This is a genomic window from Yersinia aldovae ATCC 35236 (genome assembly GCF_000173735.1).
GTDB lineage: Bacteria > Pseudomonadota > Gammaproteobacteria > Enterobacterales > Enterobacteriaceae > Yersinia > Yersinia aldovae.
Genome location: NZ_ACCB01000012.1, coordinates 53,993 through 69,158 on the forward strand (window position 1 = coordinate 53,993; position 15,166 = coordinate 69,158).

Consider the following 15,166-nt stretch of genomic DNA (forward strand, 5'->3'; position numbering starts at 1 on the left):
GCGTCCAATTATTTGATGGAAACAATTAATTTATTTTTATTAATTATTTTTTCTAACATTGGCTTCTTTTGGAAAGATCAAGAGAGAGATATCTGGCAGGAAATTTTGGGCCGGGTACAGCAACTTATCGAAGAGAATGTGCTTAAAGCTATTAAAGGCATTTTATTGGGCGATATTGCTGAACTTAAAGGGAAGATTGCATCCGTTGTCGCGGCCTTGCAGGACCATCCTGGTACACCGGAAGCCAAAAGTTTATTTATGAGCGTATCGGTACATTTGGATAGCGTACAACGCAAGTTTACTACTTTTGATCACAAAACCAATTATCATATCCTGCCGATGTATTCAGCAACGGCGCTGATGCAAATAATGTACTGGACCATGGGCATTGAGCGTAAAGACGATATCGGATTGAACAGTAATGAAGTTGGGCAACTTCAACGAAATATTAATCTATTGGTTACACATGTCGAGGATTATATTCATGAGATTTACGATACAGAATTAGAGATCCAATACAACGACTCGGCACCTAATACTGTAGCCAACAATGTTATGTATGTACATGGCTACTGTCGGGTGCATGGTTTGGAGTATACCGAGATCATTCAAAGTATTCAGAAGAATGGAAGCAATACACAGGGGCTGTATTCAACAATACTGAGCTACTCGACTTTCTTTGGTTGGCCAACCAGTCAGGCGCGAATTCTCGCATTAAAAGACGAAATAAATATGCCGGAGCCATTTAAGCCAAAATTAATAAATGGTCGCATAAATCAAATTAAGTCAGTTAAAAGCTATATACGACGTATCGGAGGTGCTTTACGGGTAGGTGGATTAGAAATCACCTTTGAGAATGGTAGTAAGTATTCGCAAGGAACTGTTACTGGTGAATTTAGTTCAATTGACCTTAATGGAGTGTCATTGAAACAATGGAAACTTGGGGTAGTGGCGCAATTGACGAAGCTAAATTTACCTTAAGCGATGGCCGTACCTTTACTGTCGGTCAACGTTATTCAACAAATTACAGAAAGTTTGCGCTTGAGGGACACTATATTTCTGGCATTTTTATTGCCAGCGATCGAAGTGAACTTGCCGGCCAAGCTGCAAATATTTGTGTTTCTTATCATCAGAAACAGTGAAATAAATAATCTAATCTATATAAAGCTGCATTTCGCAGCTTTATATTAAGTTAATTATAAAAAGGAAGTAAAAATTAATAAGATGCCTCTGGCTTTATTTTTATATACTTTTTGCATTTCAGCCTATGCAGTGGAAGAAATGAGTTCAATTTAAGAAACAAATATCCCACCAGAAATGAGTATGCAAAAATCCATCAGGAATAGTGAAACCTATACCTACATAAAGTGTGTTTATAGGAAAAATAAAGATAAAGTTTTTGATGTAACTTCATCTTGGGAATGGGGGCGGATGGGTAGTACAGCCAGTAATTATGCTACAGTTAGCGGTCGTTGATATTCCGGCGCCATTTTAGCTAATATGTTCTATACAAAAGCTAGTCAGCAGGAAATAAAAGATGTTTGTATTAATGCACTAAGTAATAAAGGCATTAACTATAGTGATTTAATACCTTACGCATCTGATTACACTCTTTCTTATTACTACTTATTCTGGAATGAAGGGGGTAATATGCCCTCAATCGATATTGGCAAAACGAAACTGGATAGAATGGTTATTTTTGGCGATAGTTTATCTGATACGATTAATGTTTATAACGGCTCTTATGGAACAGTGCCAAACAGTAATACATGGTTTTTAGGGCATTTTTCAAACGGACTCGTTTGGCATGAATACCTGAGTAAAAAGCATATCAAGGTGCCTGGCTATACGTGGGCAACCGGAAATGCAGAGAGTGGTAATAACCTGATATTCTCTGGGTTGGGCCAACAATTAGACTCATTTGAGTCTTATCTGAAAAAGTCTAATAGATACGATATCGGCCAAACTCTTTTTCTTGCTATGTTTGGCGGCAATGATTTTATCACGGGAAGTAAATCACCGGATGATATTATTAATAACTATAAAACCTCTTTAGTCCGATTGAAAAATCTGGGGGCCAAACAGATCGCGATATTTACTCTCCCTGCGGTCAAAAACTGGAGTCTGTCCGAAAAGGATAAATTAAAAAACAAGTCTATTGAGTTTAATACAAAACTAAGCTCGTTAATCAATATGTTAAAATTAACTTATCCGGATGTTAAATAGATTATACCCGATCTAAGTTCAGCTTTTGATAAAATAATAAAAAACCCTGCAAGCTTCAATTATGTAAATTCTAAGGATACTTGTCTTAATCTGAGAGATTCGAGTCTTGATTATATTGCAGGTGCATCACCGAGAGAGGAATGTAAAAATAGCAATGGAGCATCCGTTTTCTGGGATAATATGCATCCAACGACAAAAATGCATGAGAATATCAGTGATATCTTGGCCGATGAAATTAAACTTTCACTGTAAGTTAGAGTTAAAGACATAAATAACAGTTATGTTGAGTAGAAATGGCGTATGTCTTCTATCGTGGACATACGCCCCTTTATACCATTCTAAGGCTTAACGTGTCGCCAGTGTTGCGGCTATCACATCAGCATAAGGTGCTGTCGGGCGGCCAATCAGTTTGCTTAAGGTATGGCTGTCATCAAATAACCCACCTTTAGCTGCCCCCGCGTCAGAATCCGCCAATAAACTGGCAAAACCTTCAGGTAAACCTGCGCCAATGAGGGCTTGCTTAAAGTCAGCTTGTGATAAATCCTGATATTCTATAGGTTTACCGACTTGACGGGCAATCTCAGCGGAGAATTCAGCCAACGTATAAATGTCATCACCTGCCAGTTCGTAGGTCTTACCTGCCTGATTTTCCATTAACAGCACGGTAGCCGCTGCTTGTGCATAATCTTCACGCGCGGCTGAGGCGATCCGCCCAGTGCCAGTGGCCCCAATAAATACGCCGTGAGCCACCGCAGGCGCGATACTCGCAGCATAGTTCTCGCTGTACCAACCATTGCGCAGTAATACGACTGGCAAGCCAGATTCATGCAACAGCGCCTCAGTTGCCCGGTGCTCCTCACCCAAACCCAATGGCGATTTATCGGCATGTAGCAAGCTGGTGTACGCCAACAGTTTGACTCCGGCACGTTTGGCTGCGGCTATCACGGCAGTATGCTGTGCTATCCGCTGACCGACTTCACTGGATGAAATAAGCAGTAGCTTATCGACGCCGCTAAAAGCGGCGTCCAGAGTGGCGGGTAAGTTATAATCAGCTTTACGCACCTGGACGCCTAAGTCTGCCAGATCTTTGGCTTTTTCAGGGCTGCGCACGGCGGCAATGATTTCGCTGGCAGGGACTTTTTTTAATAATGCGTCGATAACAAGACGGCCTAATTGGCCGGTGGCACCAGTAACTGCGATCATAATGAAACTCCACGTTTGCATTTATAGGAAAAGGTGACTGTTAATGACAAAAAGGAACCGTTTTCTCATCAAAAATTCATTCTTAAGATCATCATATGCAATATACTAACTTTACGTAAGTACGCACCAAAAGGTTAGTATCGAAATAATGGGATCGCAAAATTTGAACAGCCACATTTCATTCCCGGAACAGGTGCGGCGCGGTGAGTTACTCAATGTAGATTGCCCGTCACGAGAGATTCTCAAGCGAGTTACCAGCCGTTGGGGGGTATTGGTATTGATTGCCTTGAGCAATGAAACTCTGCGGTTTAGTGCGCTGAGACGCAAAATCGGTGGTGTCAGCGAGAAGATGTTGGCACAAACGCTACAGAATCTGGAAGAAGACGGTTTTGTTGAGCGGATAGCTTATCCGGTAGTACCGCCGCATGTGGAATATAAGCTGACGCCGTTGGGGAAAGAGATTCAGCAGCAAGTGGAAGGGCTGGCGGTATGGCTGGAGGAGAACTTGCATCGTATTATGGCGCAAAGGCAACCGCGGGCAGAGTCTTAACCGTTGCCCGCGGGTATCTGGTGCGTTGATACATCAATGATGTGGTGTATTACCCACGCTACAGCGATTTCAATGCTTCAAGTGACGCGATAGTCATTGAGGGTACAAACTCGGTCACGCTGTAGTCGGCCACGGCGTTAAACGGGTCTTCAGACACTATTTTGTCCAGTTCTTCGCGTGCGATGCTTTTCACCAAAATAATGCCACCGGTGCGCGGCACTTTGCGGCCGGATGCGATAAACACACCTTGAGCATAATACTTTTTCAACCACGCTTTATGGCTTTCAGTTAAGGGTTCAACAACATCGATCGATTGATGGTAGGTCAGGCTGACAACATACATGAGAAACGCCTTCATGGTGAATGTCTATCAAAGATAACGCCTTGGCAGATGGCTTGCACTTCTAAAATGATAAATCTTTAATCAATATCTTAAACTGTTGCAGCCATCGCCCAATTCTGTCGGGTGAAAGCCATCATGCTTACTTTATTGCTGGCGTGGTTCTGCGTTTGCTGCTTATCGCGAAGCGCGAAAATGGAATAATAAGTCGTCTAATTTTTATCTCGCTCTGTTACGGGATGCCAGGAAATATGGTCTATCATTACGACCTGCCTGGATTGCCGTACCACAATAGTTAATGTGGGGGAGGGGGCGATAATTTACCTTACAGATATTGAAGTTGGCGCTAAAAGAAAACTTGCTACGTCAACATGGGCCAGAGGCAAGCCGCAATGTGTTCGTAGCAAGAGTAAACGGCTTAGCTGTTGTGATCCTGGGCCTCGCGTAAGCGCTCTTCTTCTTCCGCAATGACGGCTTTAATTTCATCAAGCACGCCCTCGACATCGACGGCCTCGGTGCTCTCAGCAAACTCGCCGGTTAACTCAGTTTCCGGATGCAATTTGCCATCTTCATAAAGCGCCCACATCTCTTTGGCGTATTTACGATGAAGTAACTCAGGGGCATATTGACCATAATACTGCGTCATATTTTCGACATCACGCTCCAGCATAGCTTTGGCGTGGTTATTGGCTGCGGCATTGACGGCTTGTGGCAAATCAATAATCACCGGCCCGTCTTTATCCATCAGGACGTTAAACTCAGACAAGTCGCCGTGAACCACCCCAGCACACAACATGCGTACCACATACTGAATCATTATTGCGTGGTCAGTCAGAGCCTGCTCTTTAGTAAATGGCACGTCACTGAGGCGCGGCGCTGCCAGACCATCTTCATCGGTCACCAGCTCCATCAACAAAACACCATCAAGACATGCATAGGGTTGTGGAACACGCACACCGGCGTTGGCTAATAGGAACAGCGCATCCACCTCAGCGGTTTGCCAGGTTTCTTCTTGTTGCTTACGGCCAAATTTGGAGCCTTTGGCCATTGCGCGGGCGTTGCGACTATTACGTACCTTACGCCCCTCTTGATACTGAACAGCCTGCTTGAAACTGCGGTTCTCTGCTTCTTTGTAAACTTTTGCGCAGCGGATCTCAGATCCACAACGGACAACGTACACATCAGCTTCTTTGCCACTTTTCAAACGACGGATGACTTCGTCAACCAAGCCGTCATCAACCAGCGGTTGGATTCGTTTTGGAATTTTCATGGCGTCCTTGTACCCTATTTATGCCCGCGATGGAATGGCTTTGGCTGAATTTTCCTCCAGTTTACCACCCGTAAGGGTTAACGGGGGGTTTTTACTGATTATCCAGCGGCACTGAACTGAGCATTATGCAGTTTGGCGTAAGCCCCTTTACGGGCCAGTAACTCGTGGTGATCCCCTTGTTCTACAATGCCTTCTTTATCGACCACAATGATGCGATCGGCATTTTGAATTGTCGCCAGGCGATGGGCAATCACTAACGTAGTCCGACCTTGCGATAGCGCGGTCAATGCGAGCTGAATGGCCTGCTCAGTTGCCGTATCTAACGCCGATGTCGCCTCGTCCAAGATCAGAATTGGCGGATTTTTCAGGAAAATACGGGCGATGGATAACCGTTGTTTCTGGCCACCAGAGAGTTTTACACCACGCTCACCGACGACGGTATCTAACCCATCGGGTAGGTTCTCGATCAATTCATCCAGCCGCGCTTGCCGTGCTGCCGCCATGATTTCGTCGTCAGTGGCATCCAGCTTGCCGTAAGCAATGTTCTCTCTAATTGAACCACCAAACAGGAAGACGTCCTGCTGCACAATACCGATATTATTGCGCAGAGATTGTTGGGTCATATCACGGATATCAATACCATCAATGGTGATTTTGCCAGAATCCAGCTCGTAGAAACGGGGTAATAATGCGCACAATGTAGTTTTACCCGCCCCTGATGGCCCGACGAATGCCACCGTTTCACCCGCGCGAATTTGCAGGTTCATGTTAATAAAAATTGGATTATGGGGTGAATAACCAAAGTTAACATGCTGATAGTGAATATCTCCGTGCAAATGTCCTACCGACTTTGCATGAGGTTTATCAACAATATCAGGCAATGTATCAATCAGTTGAGTGAATCGTTTGAAACCGGCGATCCCTTTGGGATAACTTTCCAATACCGAGGTGATTTTTGCCACGGGGCGGAAAAAGACCTCAACCAACAGCAAGAAACCGACAAATCCACCGTAGCTCAATTGGCCATGTACCACATACCAGGTTCCCACCACCATGACGATTAGCTGTACCAAACGGGTGCTGAGATAGCTCATGGTCATACTGGTGGTCATGATGCGATAAGCGCGCAGCTTAGTGGTGCGATAGTCTTCGTTATCTTTTGCGAACAGCTTTTTCTCGTGCGATTCATTGGCGAAGGCTTTCACTACCCGGATTCCACCGATGCTCTCTTCTATGCGTGCATTGAAATTCCCTACCTGGCCGAACAGCTGCCGCCAGGTGTCTGTCATTTGCGCACCGTAACGGCTGACCAGATAAGTCATAAAGGGCACTATAATGATGGTAACCATCGCCAGCGGAAGATGAACGGTAGCCATCAGGATAAATGCGCCAATAAAGGTCATTATCGCGATGAAGAGATCTTCCGGGCCGTGATGAGCAATCTCTCCCACTTCTTCGAGGTCTTTAGTGACATGAGTAATGATGTGTCCGGTTTTGGTATTGTCGTAATAACTGAATGACAACTTTTGCAGGTGACTAAATGCCTGACGGCGCATGTCGGTTTCGATGCCGACCCCAAGAGCATGACCCCAATAATTCACAATGGCCATCAGCGCGGTATTTAGCAGATAAATCAGTAACAAACCGGTTGCTGCCCATAGAATCAGCACCCAGTCCTGATTAGGTAACAACTTATCGATAAATAACTTTACCGCCATTGGGAAGCTCAGTTCCAGTAATCCCGCCAGAATAGCGCAGCCAAAATCCAGGTAAAAAAGTCCTTTATACGGGGCGTAGTAAGAAAAGAAACGGCGGAGCATTAAGGCATCCTTAGCAGTTACAAATGAAGAATTCAGTGTCAGTATCGAAGAGAAACGGTTTGCAGCATTATAAATGTAAATGGTTATTAATAGCATTAATTTTGGTGATTATTGGCCGCCAATAAAAATATTTTCGATGGGAATAGCCATTGAAGTCTGCATTATATCGAGTATTGTTAGTGAGCTAATAGAGAGGAATAATAGCAATGAAACTGACGATAACTGATACCCCAACGTCTGCGGATATAGCGGAAATCATCGATGGACTAAAAGCGTTTAACCGTAAATTCGTGGGGGATAATGGCCGTAAGCCTTTAGCTGTGTTTATCACCGGCGAACAAGATGAGAAACTGGGCGGAATTGCCGGTTATACCTTAGGGAATTGCCTAAGTATTGAATATCTATGGGTATCCGACACATTACGTCTTTCGGGGGCAGGCAGTAAATTGATGCAGGCGGCAGAGCAGGAGGCTATTTTACGCGGATGTCAATTCGCTCAAGTAGATACATTCAGCTTCCAGGCCCGGCCTTTCTATGAAAAGCACGGTTACCAATTAAAAATGACATTAGAGAATGTGGTCGGGGGCTACCATCGTTATTATTTAGCCAAAATTTTATGAGACGCTTACCTATTCCCTGAAGGGCATCTATAGGACTTCGTCACCTATTAGGCTATTCTGTTTTACATTGTATTAACCAATGTATATGGAACTGGATATGGCGGATTTATCAATTAAAAAACTGTCATTATGGTCATTAACCTCTTTGGTAGTAGGTTCCATGATCGGTGCTGGCATTTTTTCTTTACCTGCTACATTTGGCCGTGCAACCGGAGGGTTCGGTGCCATTATTGCCTGGATTATTGCGGGGGGAGGGATGCTCGCGCTGGCTTTTGTATTCCAGACGTTAGCACAACGTAAGCCTGATCTGGACTCTGGCGTTTATATTTATGCTAAAACGGGTTTTGGTGATTATGCTGGCTTCGCTTCTGCAATTGGTTTTTGGGCTGGAGCCTGTATTGGTAGCGTATCCTATTTTGTTTTGATCAAATCCACACTGGGGGCTTTTTTCCCGATATTTGGTGATGGCAATACATTATTGGCCGTTTTGATTGCTTCATGTATCTTGTGGAGTTTTCATTTTATGGTGCTGCGCGGTATTAAAGAAGCAGCGGCGATTAATACTATAGCCACGTTTGCTAAAGTTATTCCGATATTTATCTTTGTTATCGTGCTGGCATTTGCCTTTCGCACCGACACTTTTGCATTGAATTTCTGGGGTAGTGATGCGTTGGGCGCTGTGGGGGATCTCTCCCATCTTGATGATTATGGCTATACCGGCCATGCGGCGCTGGAAATAGGCGCGGCATCCCAATCTTTATTCTCGCAGGTTCGTAGCACAATGCTGGTCACGGTATTTGTATTCGTGGGTATTGAAGGGGCGAGTGTATATTCCCGCTATGCCAAGGATAGAAAGCACGTTGGTATCGCAACGGTATTGGGCTTTATTGGTGTGCTATGCCTGCTGGTATTGGTCACTATGCTCTCTTATGGTGTGCTGCTGCGCCCGGAGCTTGCAGCTTTACGCCAGCCTTCAATGGCCGGTGTATTGGAGCATATTGTTGGCCGCTGGGGAGCGATATTTATCAGTGTTGGCCTGATTATTTCGGTCATGGGCGCTTATCTGTCCTGGACGCTGCTGGCGGCTGAAGCGCTATATTCTGCCGCGAAAAGCGATATCATGCCGCAGATATTTGCAACCGAGAATAAGCGTGGAGTGCCTTCAGCAGCCGTGTGGATGTCGAATATTTTCATCCAGTTATTCTTAATTGTCACTCTCTTTACTGAATATGCTTTCCAACTTGCTCTGGAATTAACCAGTTCACTGGTTTTGATCCCGTATCTTTTGGTTGCCGCTTATGGGCTGAAACTTGCCTGGACTCAGGAAACTTACCTGCCTGGTTCATCCAGCCATAAAAAAGATCTCATCCTTGCATTGATAGCAACGCTATATGCGCTATTAATGGTCTATGCGGGAGGCCTGAAGTATATCTTGTTATCGGCGGTGATTTACGGCCCAGGAACTATGTTGTTCATTATTGCAAAGCGTGAGCAGAATAAACCCGTATTTATGCCGATTGAAAAGTGCCTTTTTGCGGTGGCAATTATTGCTGCCACTGCTGCGGTATACAGTCTGGCGACGGGCATTATCTCGGTATAATGGCGATTCGATCTATTTATGTCGCGTTACAATTTGGCTGTTTATCGCGAAACGGTTAAATGAAGTACGTGGCATCGTGTGCTCTTTCTAGAGGTCAAAATACTTAATAGTTATTAATGTATCTGTCTAATGCCTTTAACTTTACAATGGATGGGCTTGATCTATAACGCAGACTACGACAGGATCGTGTGGTTATAACTCAATGTTGAAATGGTCTGATGTTCTTTTATCACTGACGGTATTTGATAATAAACACGATTCTTCTTATGCGAGTTGTGGCTGATGAGCGTTAATTTGCAGGTATTGCTTTGAAAAAACAAAAAGATATCGCCCAAGGTAGTGATTACCCCACGGGCATTGGCGATGCGCAATTTGCGCTCGTGGTTTTACTAACAACATCATGTTTGCTGATTGCAATGACCTTGATTGCGATCCTGTGGTTGATTTGATGAACTACAGATATTAGGGAGACTATGTGGATAAGAGTTTGTTTGATGATAATAAAGTCATCGCACTGATTGGTTTATTGATGGCTGCGCTCATCGTCGTTAGCGTAATGTTTGTGATGACGTACATGGCTGATCGTCAACGTAACGAAGTACAATTCATCGATGTGCAAAATTGCTACAAAAAGGACTGAAGGGTATTATTCGCCGGATTGCACTTGTACGCATCTCAGGCGAAATGAGGAATAGCGGCATGTCATGCTAGCTTCTGATTAATGGCATGCAGTGGTAGTGCAATATTCAGATCAATATCTGTATTTTGTCTGAAGTCATACGGAGTTATGCCGTAGCGTTTTCTGAACATGTATGTAAAGTGTGACTGTGAGCCAAAGCCAAAATCCAAAGCAATATCGAAAATAGTGCTCTCACTGCTTCTTAGTTGATAAACGGCTCCCGCCAAACGCCTTTCTCTGATGTACTTACCTAGTGATACGCCGGTAACTTCTTTGAATATTTTTTGCATATGCCAAAGTGAATAGCCTGAGTAAGCAGCTAGCTCTTCGAGGTAGATGACCCTTCCTAAGTGGGTTTCGACCCATTTACTGAGGGCGCAGACTAACGCGAGATGATTTTCTTGTGACATTTTTTAGTCTGTTTTTTCTGATTGAGAGTATTGCATTATACACAAGTTGAATCGAACAACACAAAACACTGAACCGGCCATTAAGGTGTAAAATGCACAAAAAAGACTTTTCAGTCAGGGTTTGGCAAAAGCGTTATCTGGTGCCATAGTAAAGACGTTGTACCATCTGAAAAGAGCATTTATTGGGGATTTAAAGGCTAAGTTTGGAAAAATAGAAATCAAGAATGATGAGGTGATCGCATGTTGATAACAGTGATTATGACTCTGATAGCGGTTGTGGGCGTGACCGTCTTTCTAAAGATGCCAGTAATGGTCCTGCATAACAGCAAAGGCGCAGGAGGTGATGAACTGTGAGAATTGGAAGATTGTGATTGGCATGAATGTAATGACACTTTCTGGAACCAGGTGATTGATAGCTATCAAACCTGGTTTTTTTACGCCCCAATTCCGCCCCAAAAGATCTATACAGCATTTCTCTTCGAACCAAGCCAATCAATGACACATGGGACTAAGGAAATCTGTCTATTAGCGTGATATCCTTAAAAATATTATTTTGATGGAATTATTTATGTCTGAAATGTTCACTAATGACCAAGAGCTAGTCTCTGACTTGGTTGCTTGCCAACTAGTCATTAAGCAGATCCTTGATGTTATTGATGTTATTGCACCGGCTGAGATACGCGATAAAATGTCACATCAGCTCAAAACTATTGATTTCTCCACACATCCTGTCGGTGCAGACCCTGTGACCAAGCGGGCGATAGAAAAGGCAATTGCACTCATTGACATGAAGTTCACACAAAAGTAGCGCATGGCCCATCGGTATCGTAACGATGGGGGTGCTGTAGCTGTAATTGAATGAGAATTCGCACTACAGTGTGCTGCGGGCTTATAACAAGCCCGCAGCACAGTTATTCGAACACATTATTGCCTATCTTCTTGAACAATGGGCAGTTAGTGATACCGATAATGCCATTTTCGCCATTGATATATTGGGCTGTAGCGACATTTCTGGCGGTTAGATACTTACACTGCAAACCGATGCCAGCAGCATTTTTTTCACTACCAATAAGTACGCCGTAACCTGAAAAGAGCAGGGCGAGGTAGATAATGGCGATTACCAGTAACACTCGGAATAGACTCATGTAATCACTCCAGATAATTAACTTTGCTTTTTTCTAAACAGTGTACTTAACAGTTTAGATTGTAATGATGTGTTAGTTAATAGTAAAAATCCTAAATAATATTGATTTATAAGCTTAAAAAGTCATATGCTAGAAGAAAATGCTGTTGGTGATATATTCAACATGAGTAATTACATCTTGGCTATAAATGGTTCATGTCTAATGCAGTATAATTAAAAAAAATGTTGAGAAAGGTGCCTGATTTGAACATAAAAAAACTTGTTGCGACGGTTGCTATCATTGCCGTTTGTTGCTTGTTTTATCTATTAGCTCTTGACAGCTACTGCGATCAGGGCGGGGGCTTCTCTACCGGTATTTGTACTATTACGACAATTATTCCTTGGTAACGGTAGATTGCTGCTCGTTTATTTAATTTTAAGGAGAAATTATCCCACTTAGTTATTATTAATCACGTTATTCGTCATTCTCTGATTCACCTTTATAGTGGGCAGAGTGATAAGATAGTGCCTTCCTCATGCATGTAATAGGGTAGTCAATGTTGGATACAAATATGGGCGCTTTCGGGATCGCCTCCATCGCTTTGTCACTGCTTATCGTTATTTTCCTCTTAATAGTTTGGTTCTTTTTGAGTCGCGCCAGTGTACGAGCGAATGAACAAGTTAGCTTATTGCAAGAGATAGCCGAACAGCAAAAACGGCAAACAGAATTGCTTAATGCATTGTTGGAAAATGCCACCGGTGTCAAGGTTGGGCAAGACGATGACGATGAAGATGTTGTTTCCCCGCTCGACTTCAAAGGCTTTATTCCGGAAAGATAATTTTCCGATTCTGGCACTGCTATCTGGCAGTGTCAGCTAATTCCGGCCCCCCTTATCAATAAAAAATAAACCCCGTCATTTGTCATAAATCTGTCTTATTCTCACCGTAATGTAGCCATAACTTTTCATAGAATCGGTGACTTAAGATGATTAAATGGTATGAAGAAAGTGACAGTGAAGTGAATCGAGGGATTGCGCTGCTAACCGGTGAGGACCCCGGTAAGTGGTATCCTTACGGCGGTATTAAGGGCAAGGATTACTGTAAGAATCCCTCCGATGCATGGCCTATTATTTATGCCAACAAGATTGGAATTTATTCCCCCGATGTTAATGACAATAATCAGTGGAATGCCCGAATGACTAATCCGCAAGGTGAATGGCAGGCTTATAGCCAAAGCCCTTTGCGTGCCGCCATGATTTGTTATCTGCTCAGCCAGGATGTTTGAACAGATAAGTGACTATTTTCAGCAAGAATGTCTATCCCACGCGTATTTTACTGGTGAGGGAATAGCGATGAATAACAGATCTGTTACTGATCTTCTGGGGCTGATGATGAAACGTATTATTAAAGGGGATTTAAATTTGTCTCACTTGGTCATTGCTCATGCCGCGATTGACCATCATCAAAAATCTTATGGTGAGCGGCGTCAAGGCTGGCCTTCAACTTATCTTATTCGTTATAAAAATAATCGTGTTGCTGTTGAAGTTGTTACCCGACGTCAGTCTTATGTCGCAACATTAATGATTGGTGCTCGTAATCTGAGTAAACTCTGTGGTATTGCGGCATTGTTGCCTTGATTAGCTCAAGTTTATGGCATGGATTCATGCTGCCCTTGCTCAATGAAACGAATTACTTAAATTAATTAAATTTATAGATGCCTATCCAACAGGCATCAAACTACCTTTATCCTTGATGCTGGCGGGTTTAAGTGTTAAAAAACCGCCGCAGATTCATTTATGAAACGCACTGTGTCATGAGTGCGGCAGAGGATAGGATGGAAGAGCAGTTGCAGGATTCAACGCTAAAACGCGGTTTAAAAAATAGACACATTCAGCTTATTGCTTTGGGTGGGGCGATAGGTACCGGATTATTCTTAGGGATAGCGCAGACCATCAAAATGGCTGGCCCCTCGGTAATCCTGGGTTATGCCATTGGCGGTTTTATCGCATTTCTCATCATGCGGCAGCTCGGTGAAATGGTTGTTGAAGAACCTGTTGCCGGTTCATTTAGCCATTTTGCTTATAAATACTGGGGTGATTTTGCCGGTTTCTTATCCGGTTGGAATTACTGGGCCATGTTTATCCTGGTGGGTATGGCTGAACTGACTGCGGTGGGGATCTATATTCAATATTGGTGGCCGGAGATACCCACATGGGTTTCAGCCGCGGTGTTCTTTGTTCTGATTAATGCCATCAATTTAATAAACGTTCGCATGTTCGGTGAGACTGAATTTTGGTTCGCTATCATAAAAGTTGCGGCTATTATCGGTATGATTGTGTTCGGTGCTTATTTGTTGGCATCAGGCTCCGGTGGGCCGGGCGCTTCAGTGACTAACCTCTGGGCACAAGGCGGTTTTATGCCTCATGGCCTTGGCGGTTTGGTGATGGCGATGGCGGTCATTATGTTTTCTTTCGGCGGGCTGGAAATGGTGGGTATCACTGCCGCAGAGGCAGAAGATCCGCAGCACAGCATTCCAAAAGCAACCAATCAAGTGGTTTACCGTATCCTGATTTTTTATATCGGCTCGCTGACGGTGCTGCTCTCCCTTTATCCGTGGGGCAACGTCGTGGAAGGCGGTAGTCCGTTTGTGATGACCTTCCATGCACTGGACAGCAATCTGGTCGCTACCATCCTGAATGTGGTCGTTCTGACAGCGGCGCTATCGGTATACAACAGTGGTGTGTATTGCAACAGCCGAATGCTGTTTGGCCTGGCATCGCAAGGTAATGCACCTAAGTTGCTGACCAAAGTGAATAAACGCGGTGTGCCTATCTTGTCCATTGCGCTCTCAGCATTGGCTACCTCAGCCGGTGTGGTGATTAACTATGTCATGCCGGGTAAAGCTTTCGAGTTATTGATGGCTCTGGTGGTATCGACGCTAGTTATCAATTGGGTAATGATTTGTCTGGCTCACCTGAAATTCCGCGCGGCCAAGATGAAAGAGGGGAGCGAACTACGCTTTAAAGCCTTGTGGTACCCTTACGGTAATTATCTGTGCCTGGTATTTCTTGCCTTCATTCTGGTCATTATGTATCTCACTGAGGGGGTTCAGATCTCAGTGTTAATGATGCCCGTTTGGGTCGTATTATTATGGTGTGGTTTTATCCTCACCCGCCGCAAACATAAAAATAGATTAACTGAAGTTAATGATTCAAATGCAGTCTAGCCGGTTAGCAATAAGGCGATAGAACAGCCGGATATGTGTACAGCATATCCGGCTATTTAAATCAAAGAAGGTATCAGGTCTAATATCTTTTTGTTTACA

19 protein-coding genes and 1 pseudogene are annotated in these 15,166 nt (G+C 43.8%); 14 read left to right on the plus strand and 6 right to left on the minus strand.

From position 1 onward, the window contains the following. The first annotated feature begins 15 nt into the window (after nucleotides 1-15). From YALDO0001_RS07680 to YALDO0001_RS19690, 3 genes and pseudogenes are all read left to right on the plus strand, one after another. Nucleotides 16-981 carry a hypothetical protein gene (locus YALDO0001_RS07680; protein WP_004701629.1) on the plus strand — a complete coding sequence of 322 codons (966 nt, stop codon included), beginning with the start codon at nucleotides 16-18 and terminating at the stop codon, nucleotides 979-981. A 342-nt stretch (nucleotides 982-1,323) separates the two neighbouring features. Then, nucleotides 1,324-1,626, plus strand: a pseudogene (locus YALDO0001_RS22635) (SGNH/GDSL hydrolase family protein); the annotation flags it as partial. Nucleotides 1,627-1,689: 63 nt separating this feature from the next. Then, nucleotides 1,690-2,226: an SGNH/GDSL hydrolase family protein gene (locus tag YALDO0001_RS19690; protein ID WP_493666645.1), complete on the plus strand. Its 537-nt coding sequence runs from the start codon at nucleotides 1,690-1,692 to the stop codon at nucleotides 2,224-2,226. A 345-nt stretch (nucleotides 2,227-2,571) separates the two neighbouring features. On the opposite strand, the gene YALDO0001_RS07690 is transcribed toward YALDO0001_RS19690, so the two are convergent. Continuing rightward, nucleotides 2,572-3,429 carry an SDR family oxidoreductase gene (locus YALDO0001_RS07690; RefSeq protein WP_004701633.1) on the minus strand — a complete coding sequence of 286 codons (858 nt, stop codon included), beginning with the start codon at nucleotides 3,427-3,429 and terminating at the stop codon, nucleotides 2,572-2,574. 139 nt (nucleotides 3,430-3,568) lie between these two features. On the opposite strand from YALDO0001_RS07690, the gene YALDO0001_RS07695 reads away from it, so the two are divergent. Beyond that, nucleotides 3,569-3,979, plus strand: coding sequence for a winged helix-turn-helix transcriptional regulator (locus YALDO0001_RS07695; RefSeq protein WP_071986387.1), 411 nt, complete (start codon nucleotides 3,569-3,571; stop codon nucleotides 3,977-3,979). Between the two features lie 58 nt (nucleotides 3,980-4,037). Here the strand turns inward: YALDO0001_RS07695 and YALDO0001_RS07700 are convergent, their stop codons facing one another. The 3 genes from YALDO0001_RS07700 to YALDO0001_RS07710 all read right to left on the minus strand — a co-directional run bounded on the left by YALDO0001_RS07700 (nucleotide 4,038) and on the right by YALDO0001_RS07710 (nucleotide 7,409). Next, nucleotides 4,038-4,322, minus strand: a complete 285-nt coding sequence (locus tag YALDO0001_RS07700; protein ID WP_004701637.1) for a YciI family protein — start codon at nucleotides 4,320-4,322, stop codon at nucleotides 4,038-4,040. Between the two features lie 415 nt (nucleotides 4,323-4,737). After that, nucleotides 4,738-5,589: a PA4780 family RIO1-like protein kinase gene (locus tag YALDO0001_RS07705; RefSeq protein ID WP_004701640.1), complete on the minus strand. Its 852-nt coding sequence runs from the start codon at nucleotides 5,587-5,589 to the stop codon at nucleotides 4,738-4,740. Nucleotides 5,590-5,687: 98 nt separating this feature from the next. Beyond that, complete coding sequence (locus tag YALDO0001_RS07710; protein WP_004701641.1) at nucleotides 5,688-7,409, minus strand: ABC transporter ATP-binding protein; 1,722 nt, start codon at nucleotides 7,407-7,409, stop codon at nucleotides 5,688-5,690. Between the two features lie 206 nt (nucleotides 7,410-7,615). Between YALDO0001_RS07710 and YALDO0001_RS07715 the strand changes: the two genes are divergently transcribed. The 4 genes from YALDO0001_RS07715 (at nucleotide 7,616) to YALDO0001_RS20690 (ending at nucleotide 10,269) form a co-directional block, all read left to right on the plus strand. After that, the gene (locus YALDO0001_RS07715; protein WP_042839565.1) at nucleotides 7,616-8,029 is read left to right on the plus strand and encodes a GNAT family N-acetyltransferase; all 414 of its coding nucleotides are present in this window, start codon (nucleotides 7,616-7,618) and stop codon (nucleotides 8,027-8,029) included. A gap of 97 nt (nucleotides 8,030-8,126) precedes the next feature. Then, a complete protein-coding gene (locus YALDO0001_RS07720) occupies nucleotides 8,127-9,629 on the plus strand; it encodes an amino acid permease (protein WP_042839566.1) in 1,503 nt (500 codons plus the stop codon). 308 nt (nucleotides 9,630-9,937) lie between these two features. Beyond that, the gene (locus YALDO0001_RS21470; RefSeq protein WP_004701650.1) at nucleotides 9,938-10,078 is read left to right on the plus strand and encodes a hypothetical protein; all 141 of its coding nucleotides are present in this window, start codon (nucleotides 9,938-9,940) and stop codon (nucleotides 10,076-10,078) included. Nucleotides 10,079-10,104: 26 nt separating this feature from the next. Further along, nucleotides 10,105-10,269, plus strand: a complete 165-nt coding sequence (locus YALDO0001_RS20690) for a hypothetical protein (protein ID WP_004701652.1) — start codon at nucleotides 10,105-10,107, stop codon at nucleotides 10,267-10,269. Between the two features lie 62 nt (nucleotides 10,270-10,331). Here YALDO0001_RS20690 and YALDO0001_RS07730 read toward each other — a convergent pair whose 3' ends face one another. Next, complete coding sequence (locus YALDO0001_RS07730) at nucleotides 10,332-10,718, minus strand: helix-turn-helix domain-containing protein (protein ID WP_042546185.1); 387 nt, start codon at nucleotides 10,716-10,718, stop codon at nucleotides 10,332-10,334. Between the two features lie 568 nt (nucleotides 10,719-11,286). Here YALDO0001_RS07730 and YALDO0001_RS07740 point away from each other — a divergent pair. After that, the gene (locus YALDO0001_RS07740) at nucleotides 11,287-11,526 is read left to right on the plus strand and encodes a DUF2766 family protein (protein WP_042546183.1); all 240 of its coding nucleotides are present in this window, start codon (nucleotides 11,287-11,289) and stop codon (nucleotides 11,524-11,526) included. Between the two features lie 103 nt (nucleotides 11,527-11,629). Here YALDO0001_RS07740 and YALDO0001_RS07745 read toward each other — a convergent pair whose 3' ends face one another. Next, nucleotides 11,630-11,863 (minus strand): YobH family protein, encoded by a 234-nt coding sequence (locus YALDO0001_RS07745; RefSeq protein WP_042546182.1) that lies wholly within the window; start codon nucleotides 11,861-11,863, stop codon nucleotides 11,630-11,632. Nucleotides 11,864-12,105: 242 nt separating this feature from the next. Here YALDO0001_RS07745 and mgrB point away from each other — a divergent pair, with 242 nt between their 5' ends. The 5 genes from mgrB to YALDO0001_RS07765 all read left to right on the plus strand — a co-directional run bounded on the left by mgrB (nucleotide 12,106) and on the right by YALDO0001_RS07765 (nucleotide 15,067). Continuing rightward, nucleotides 12,106-12,249 (plus strand): PhoP/PhoQ regulatory lipoprotein MgrB, encoded by a 144-nt coding sequence (mgrB, locus tag YALDO0001_RS20050; protein WP_071986388.1) that lies wholly within the window; start codon nucleotides 12,106-12,108, stop codon nucleotides 12,247-12,249. 149 nt (nucleotides 12,250-12,398) lie between these two features. Further along, the gene (locus tag YALDO0001_RS07750; protein ID WP_004701660.1) at nucleotides 12,399-12,680 is read left to right on the plus strand and encodes a YebO family protein; all 282 of its coding nucleotides are present in this window, start codon (nucleotides 12,399-12,401) and stop codon (nucleotides 12,678-12,680) included. 146 nt (nucleotides 12,681-12,826) lie between these two features. Further along, nucleotides 12,827-13,126 carry a phage protein NinX family protein gene (locus tag YALDO0001_RS07755; RefSeq protein ID WP_004701661.1) on the plus strand — a complete coding sequence of 100 codons (300 nt, stop codon included), beginning with the start codon at nucleotides 12,827-12,829 and terminating at the stop codon, nucleotides 13,124-13,126. A gap of 106 nt (nucleotides 13,127-13,232) precedes the next feature. After that, nucleotides 13,233-13,478, plus strand: coding sequence for a DUF4060 family protein (locus YALDO0001_RS07760; protein ID WP_042839572.1), 246 nt, complete (start codon nucleotides 13,233-13,235; stop codon nucleotides 13,476-13,478). A gap of 197 nt (nucleotides 13,479-13,675) precedes the next feature. Continuing rightward, entirely contained in the window at nucleotides 13,676-15,067 is a 1,392-nt protein-coding gene (locus YALDO0001_RS07765) for an amino acid permease (RefSeq protein WP_042839567.1), read from the plus strand. Nucleotides 15,068-15,166: the final 99 nt, after the last annotated feature.

Excerpts from the sequence above, each read along its gene's own strand:
- YALDO0001_RS07680 (WP_004701629.1), top strand. The coding sequence starts at position 16 with ATGGAAACAATTAATTTATTTTTATTAATTATTTTTTCTAACATTGGC.
- YALDO0001_RS19690 (WP_493666645.1), top strand. The coding sequence starts at position 1,690 with ATGGTTATTTTTGGCGATAGTTTATCTGATACGATTAATGTTTATAAC.
- YALDO0001_RS07690 (WP_004701633.1), bottom strand. The coding sequence starts at position 3,429 with ATGATCGCAGTTACTGGTGCCACCGGCCAATTAGGCCGTCTTGTTATC.
- YALDO0001_RS07700 (WP_004701637.1), bottom strand. The coding sequence starts at position 4,322 with ATGTATGTTGTCAGCCTGACCTACCATCAATCGATCGATGTTGTTGAA.
- YALDO0001_RS07705 (WP_004701640.1), bottom strand. The coding sequence starts at position 5,589 with ATGAAAATTCCAAAACGAATCCAACCGCTGGTTGATGACGGCTTGGTT.
- YALDO0001_RS07710 (WP_004701641.1), bottom strand. The coding sequence starts at position 7,409 with ATGCTCCGCCGTTTCTTTTCTTACTACGCCCCGTATAAAGGACTTTTT.
- YALDO0001_RS07715 (WP_042839565.1), top strand. The coding sequence starts at position 7,616 with ATGAAACTGACGATAACTGATACCCCAACGTCTGCGGATATAGCGGAA.
- YALDO0001_RS07720 (WP_042839566.1), top strand. The coding sequence starts at position 8,127 with ATGGCGGATTTATCAATTAAAAAACTGTCATTATGGTCATTAACCTCT.
- YALDO0001_RS07730 (WP_042546185.1), bottom strand. The coding sequence starts at position 10,718 with ATGTCACAAGAAAATCATCTCGCGTTAGTCTGCGCCCTCAGTAAATGG.
- YALDO0001_RS07740 (WP_042546183.1), top strand. The coding sequence starts at position 11,287 with ATGTCTGAAATGTTCACTAATGACCAAGAGCTAGTCTCTGACTTGGTT.
- YALDO0001_RS07745 (WP_042546182.1), bottom strand. The coding sequence starts at position 11,863 with ATGAGTCTATTCCGAGTGTTACTGGTAATCGCCATTATCTACCTCGCC.
- YALDO0001_RS07750 (WP_004701660.1), top strand. The coding sequence starts at position 12,399 with ATGTTGGATACAAATATGGGCGCTTTCGGGATCGCCTCCATCGCTTTG.
- YALDO0001_RS07755 (WP_004701661.1), top strand. The coding sequence starts at position 12,827 with ATGATTAAATGGTATGAAGAAAGTGACAGTGAAGTGAATCGAGGGATT.
- YALDO0001_RS07760 (WP_042839572.1), top strand. The coding sequence starts at position 13,233 with ATGAAACGTATTATTAAAGGGGATTTAAATTTGTCTCACTTGGTCATT.
- YALDO0001_RS07765 (WP_042839567.1), top strand. The coding sequence starts at position 13,676 with ATGGAAGAGCAGTTGCAGGATTCAACGCTAAAACGCGGTTTAAAAAAT.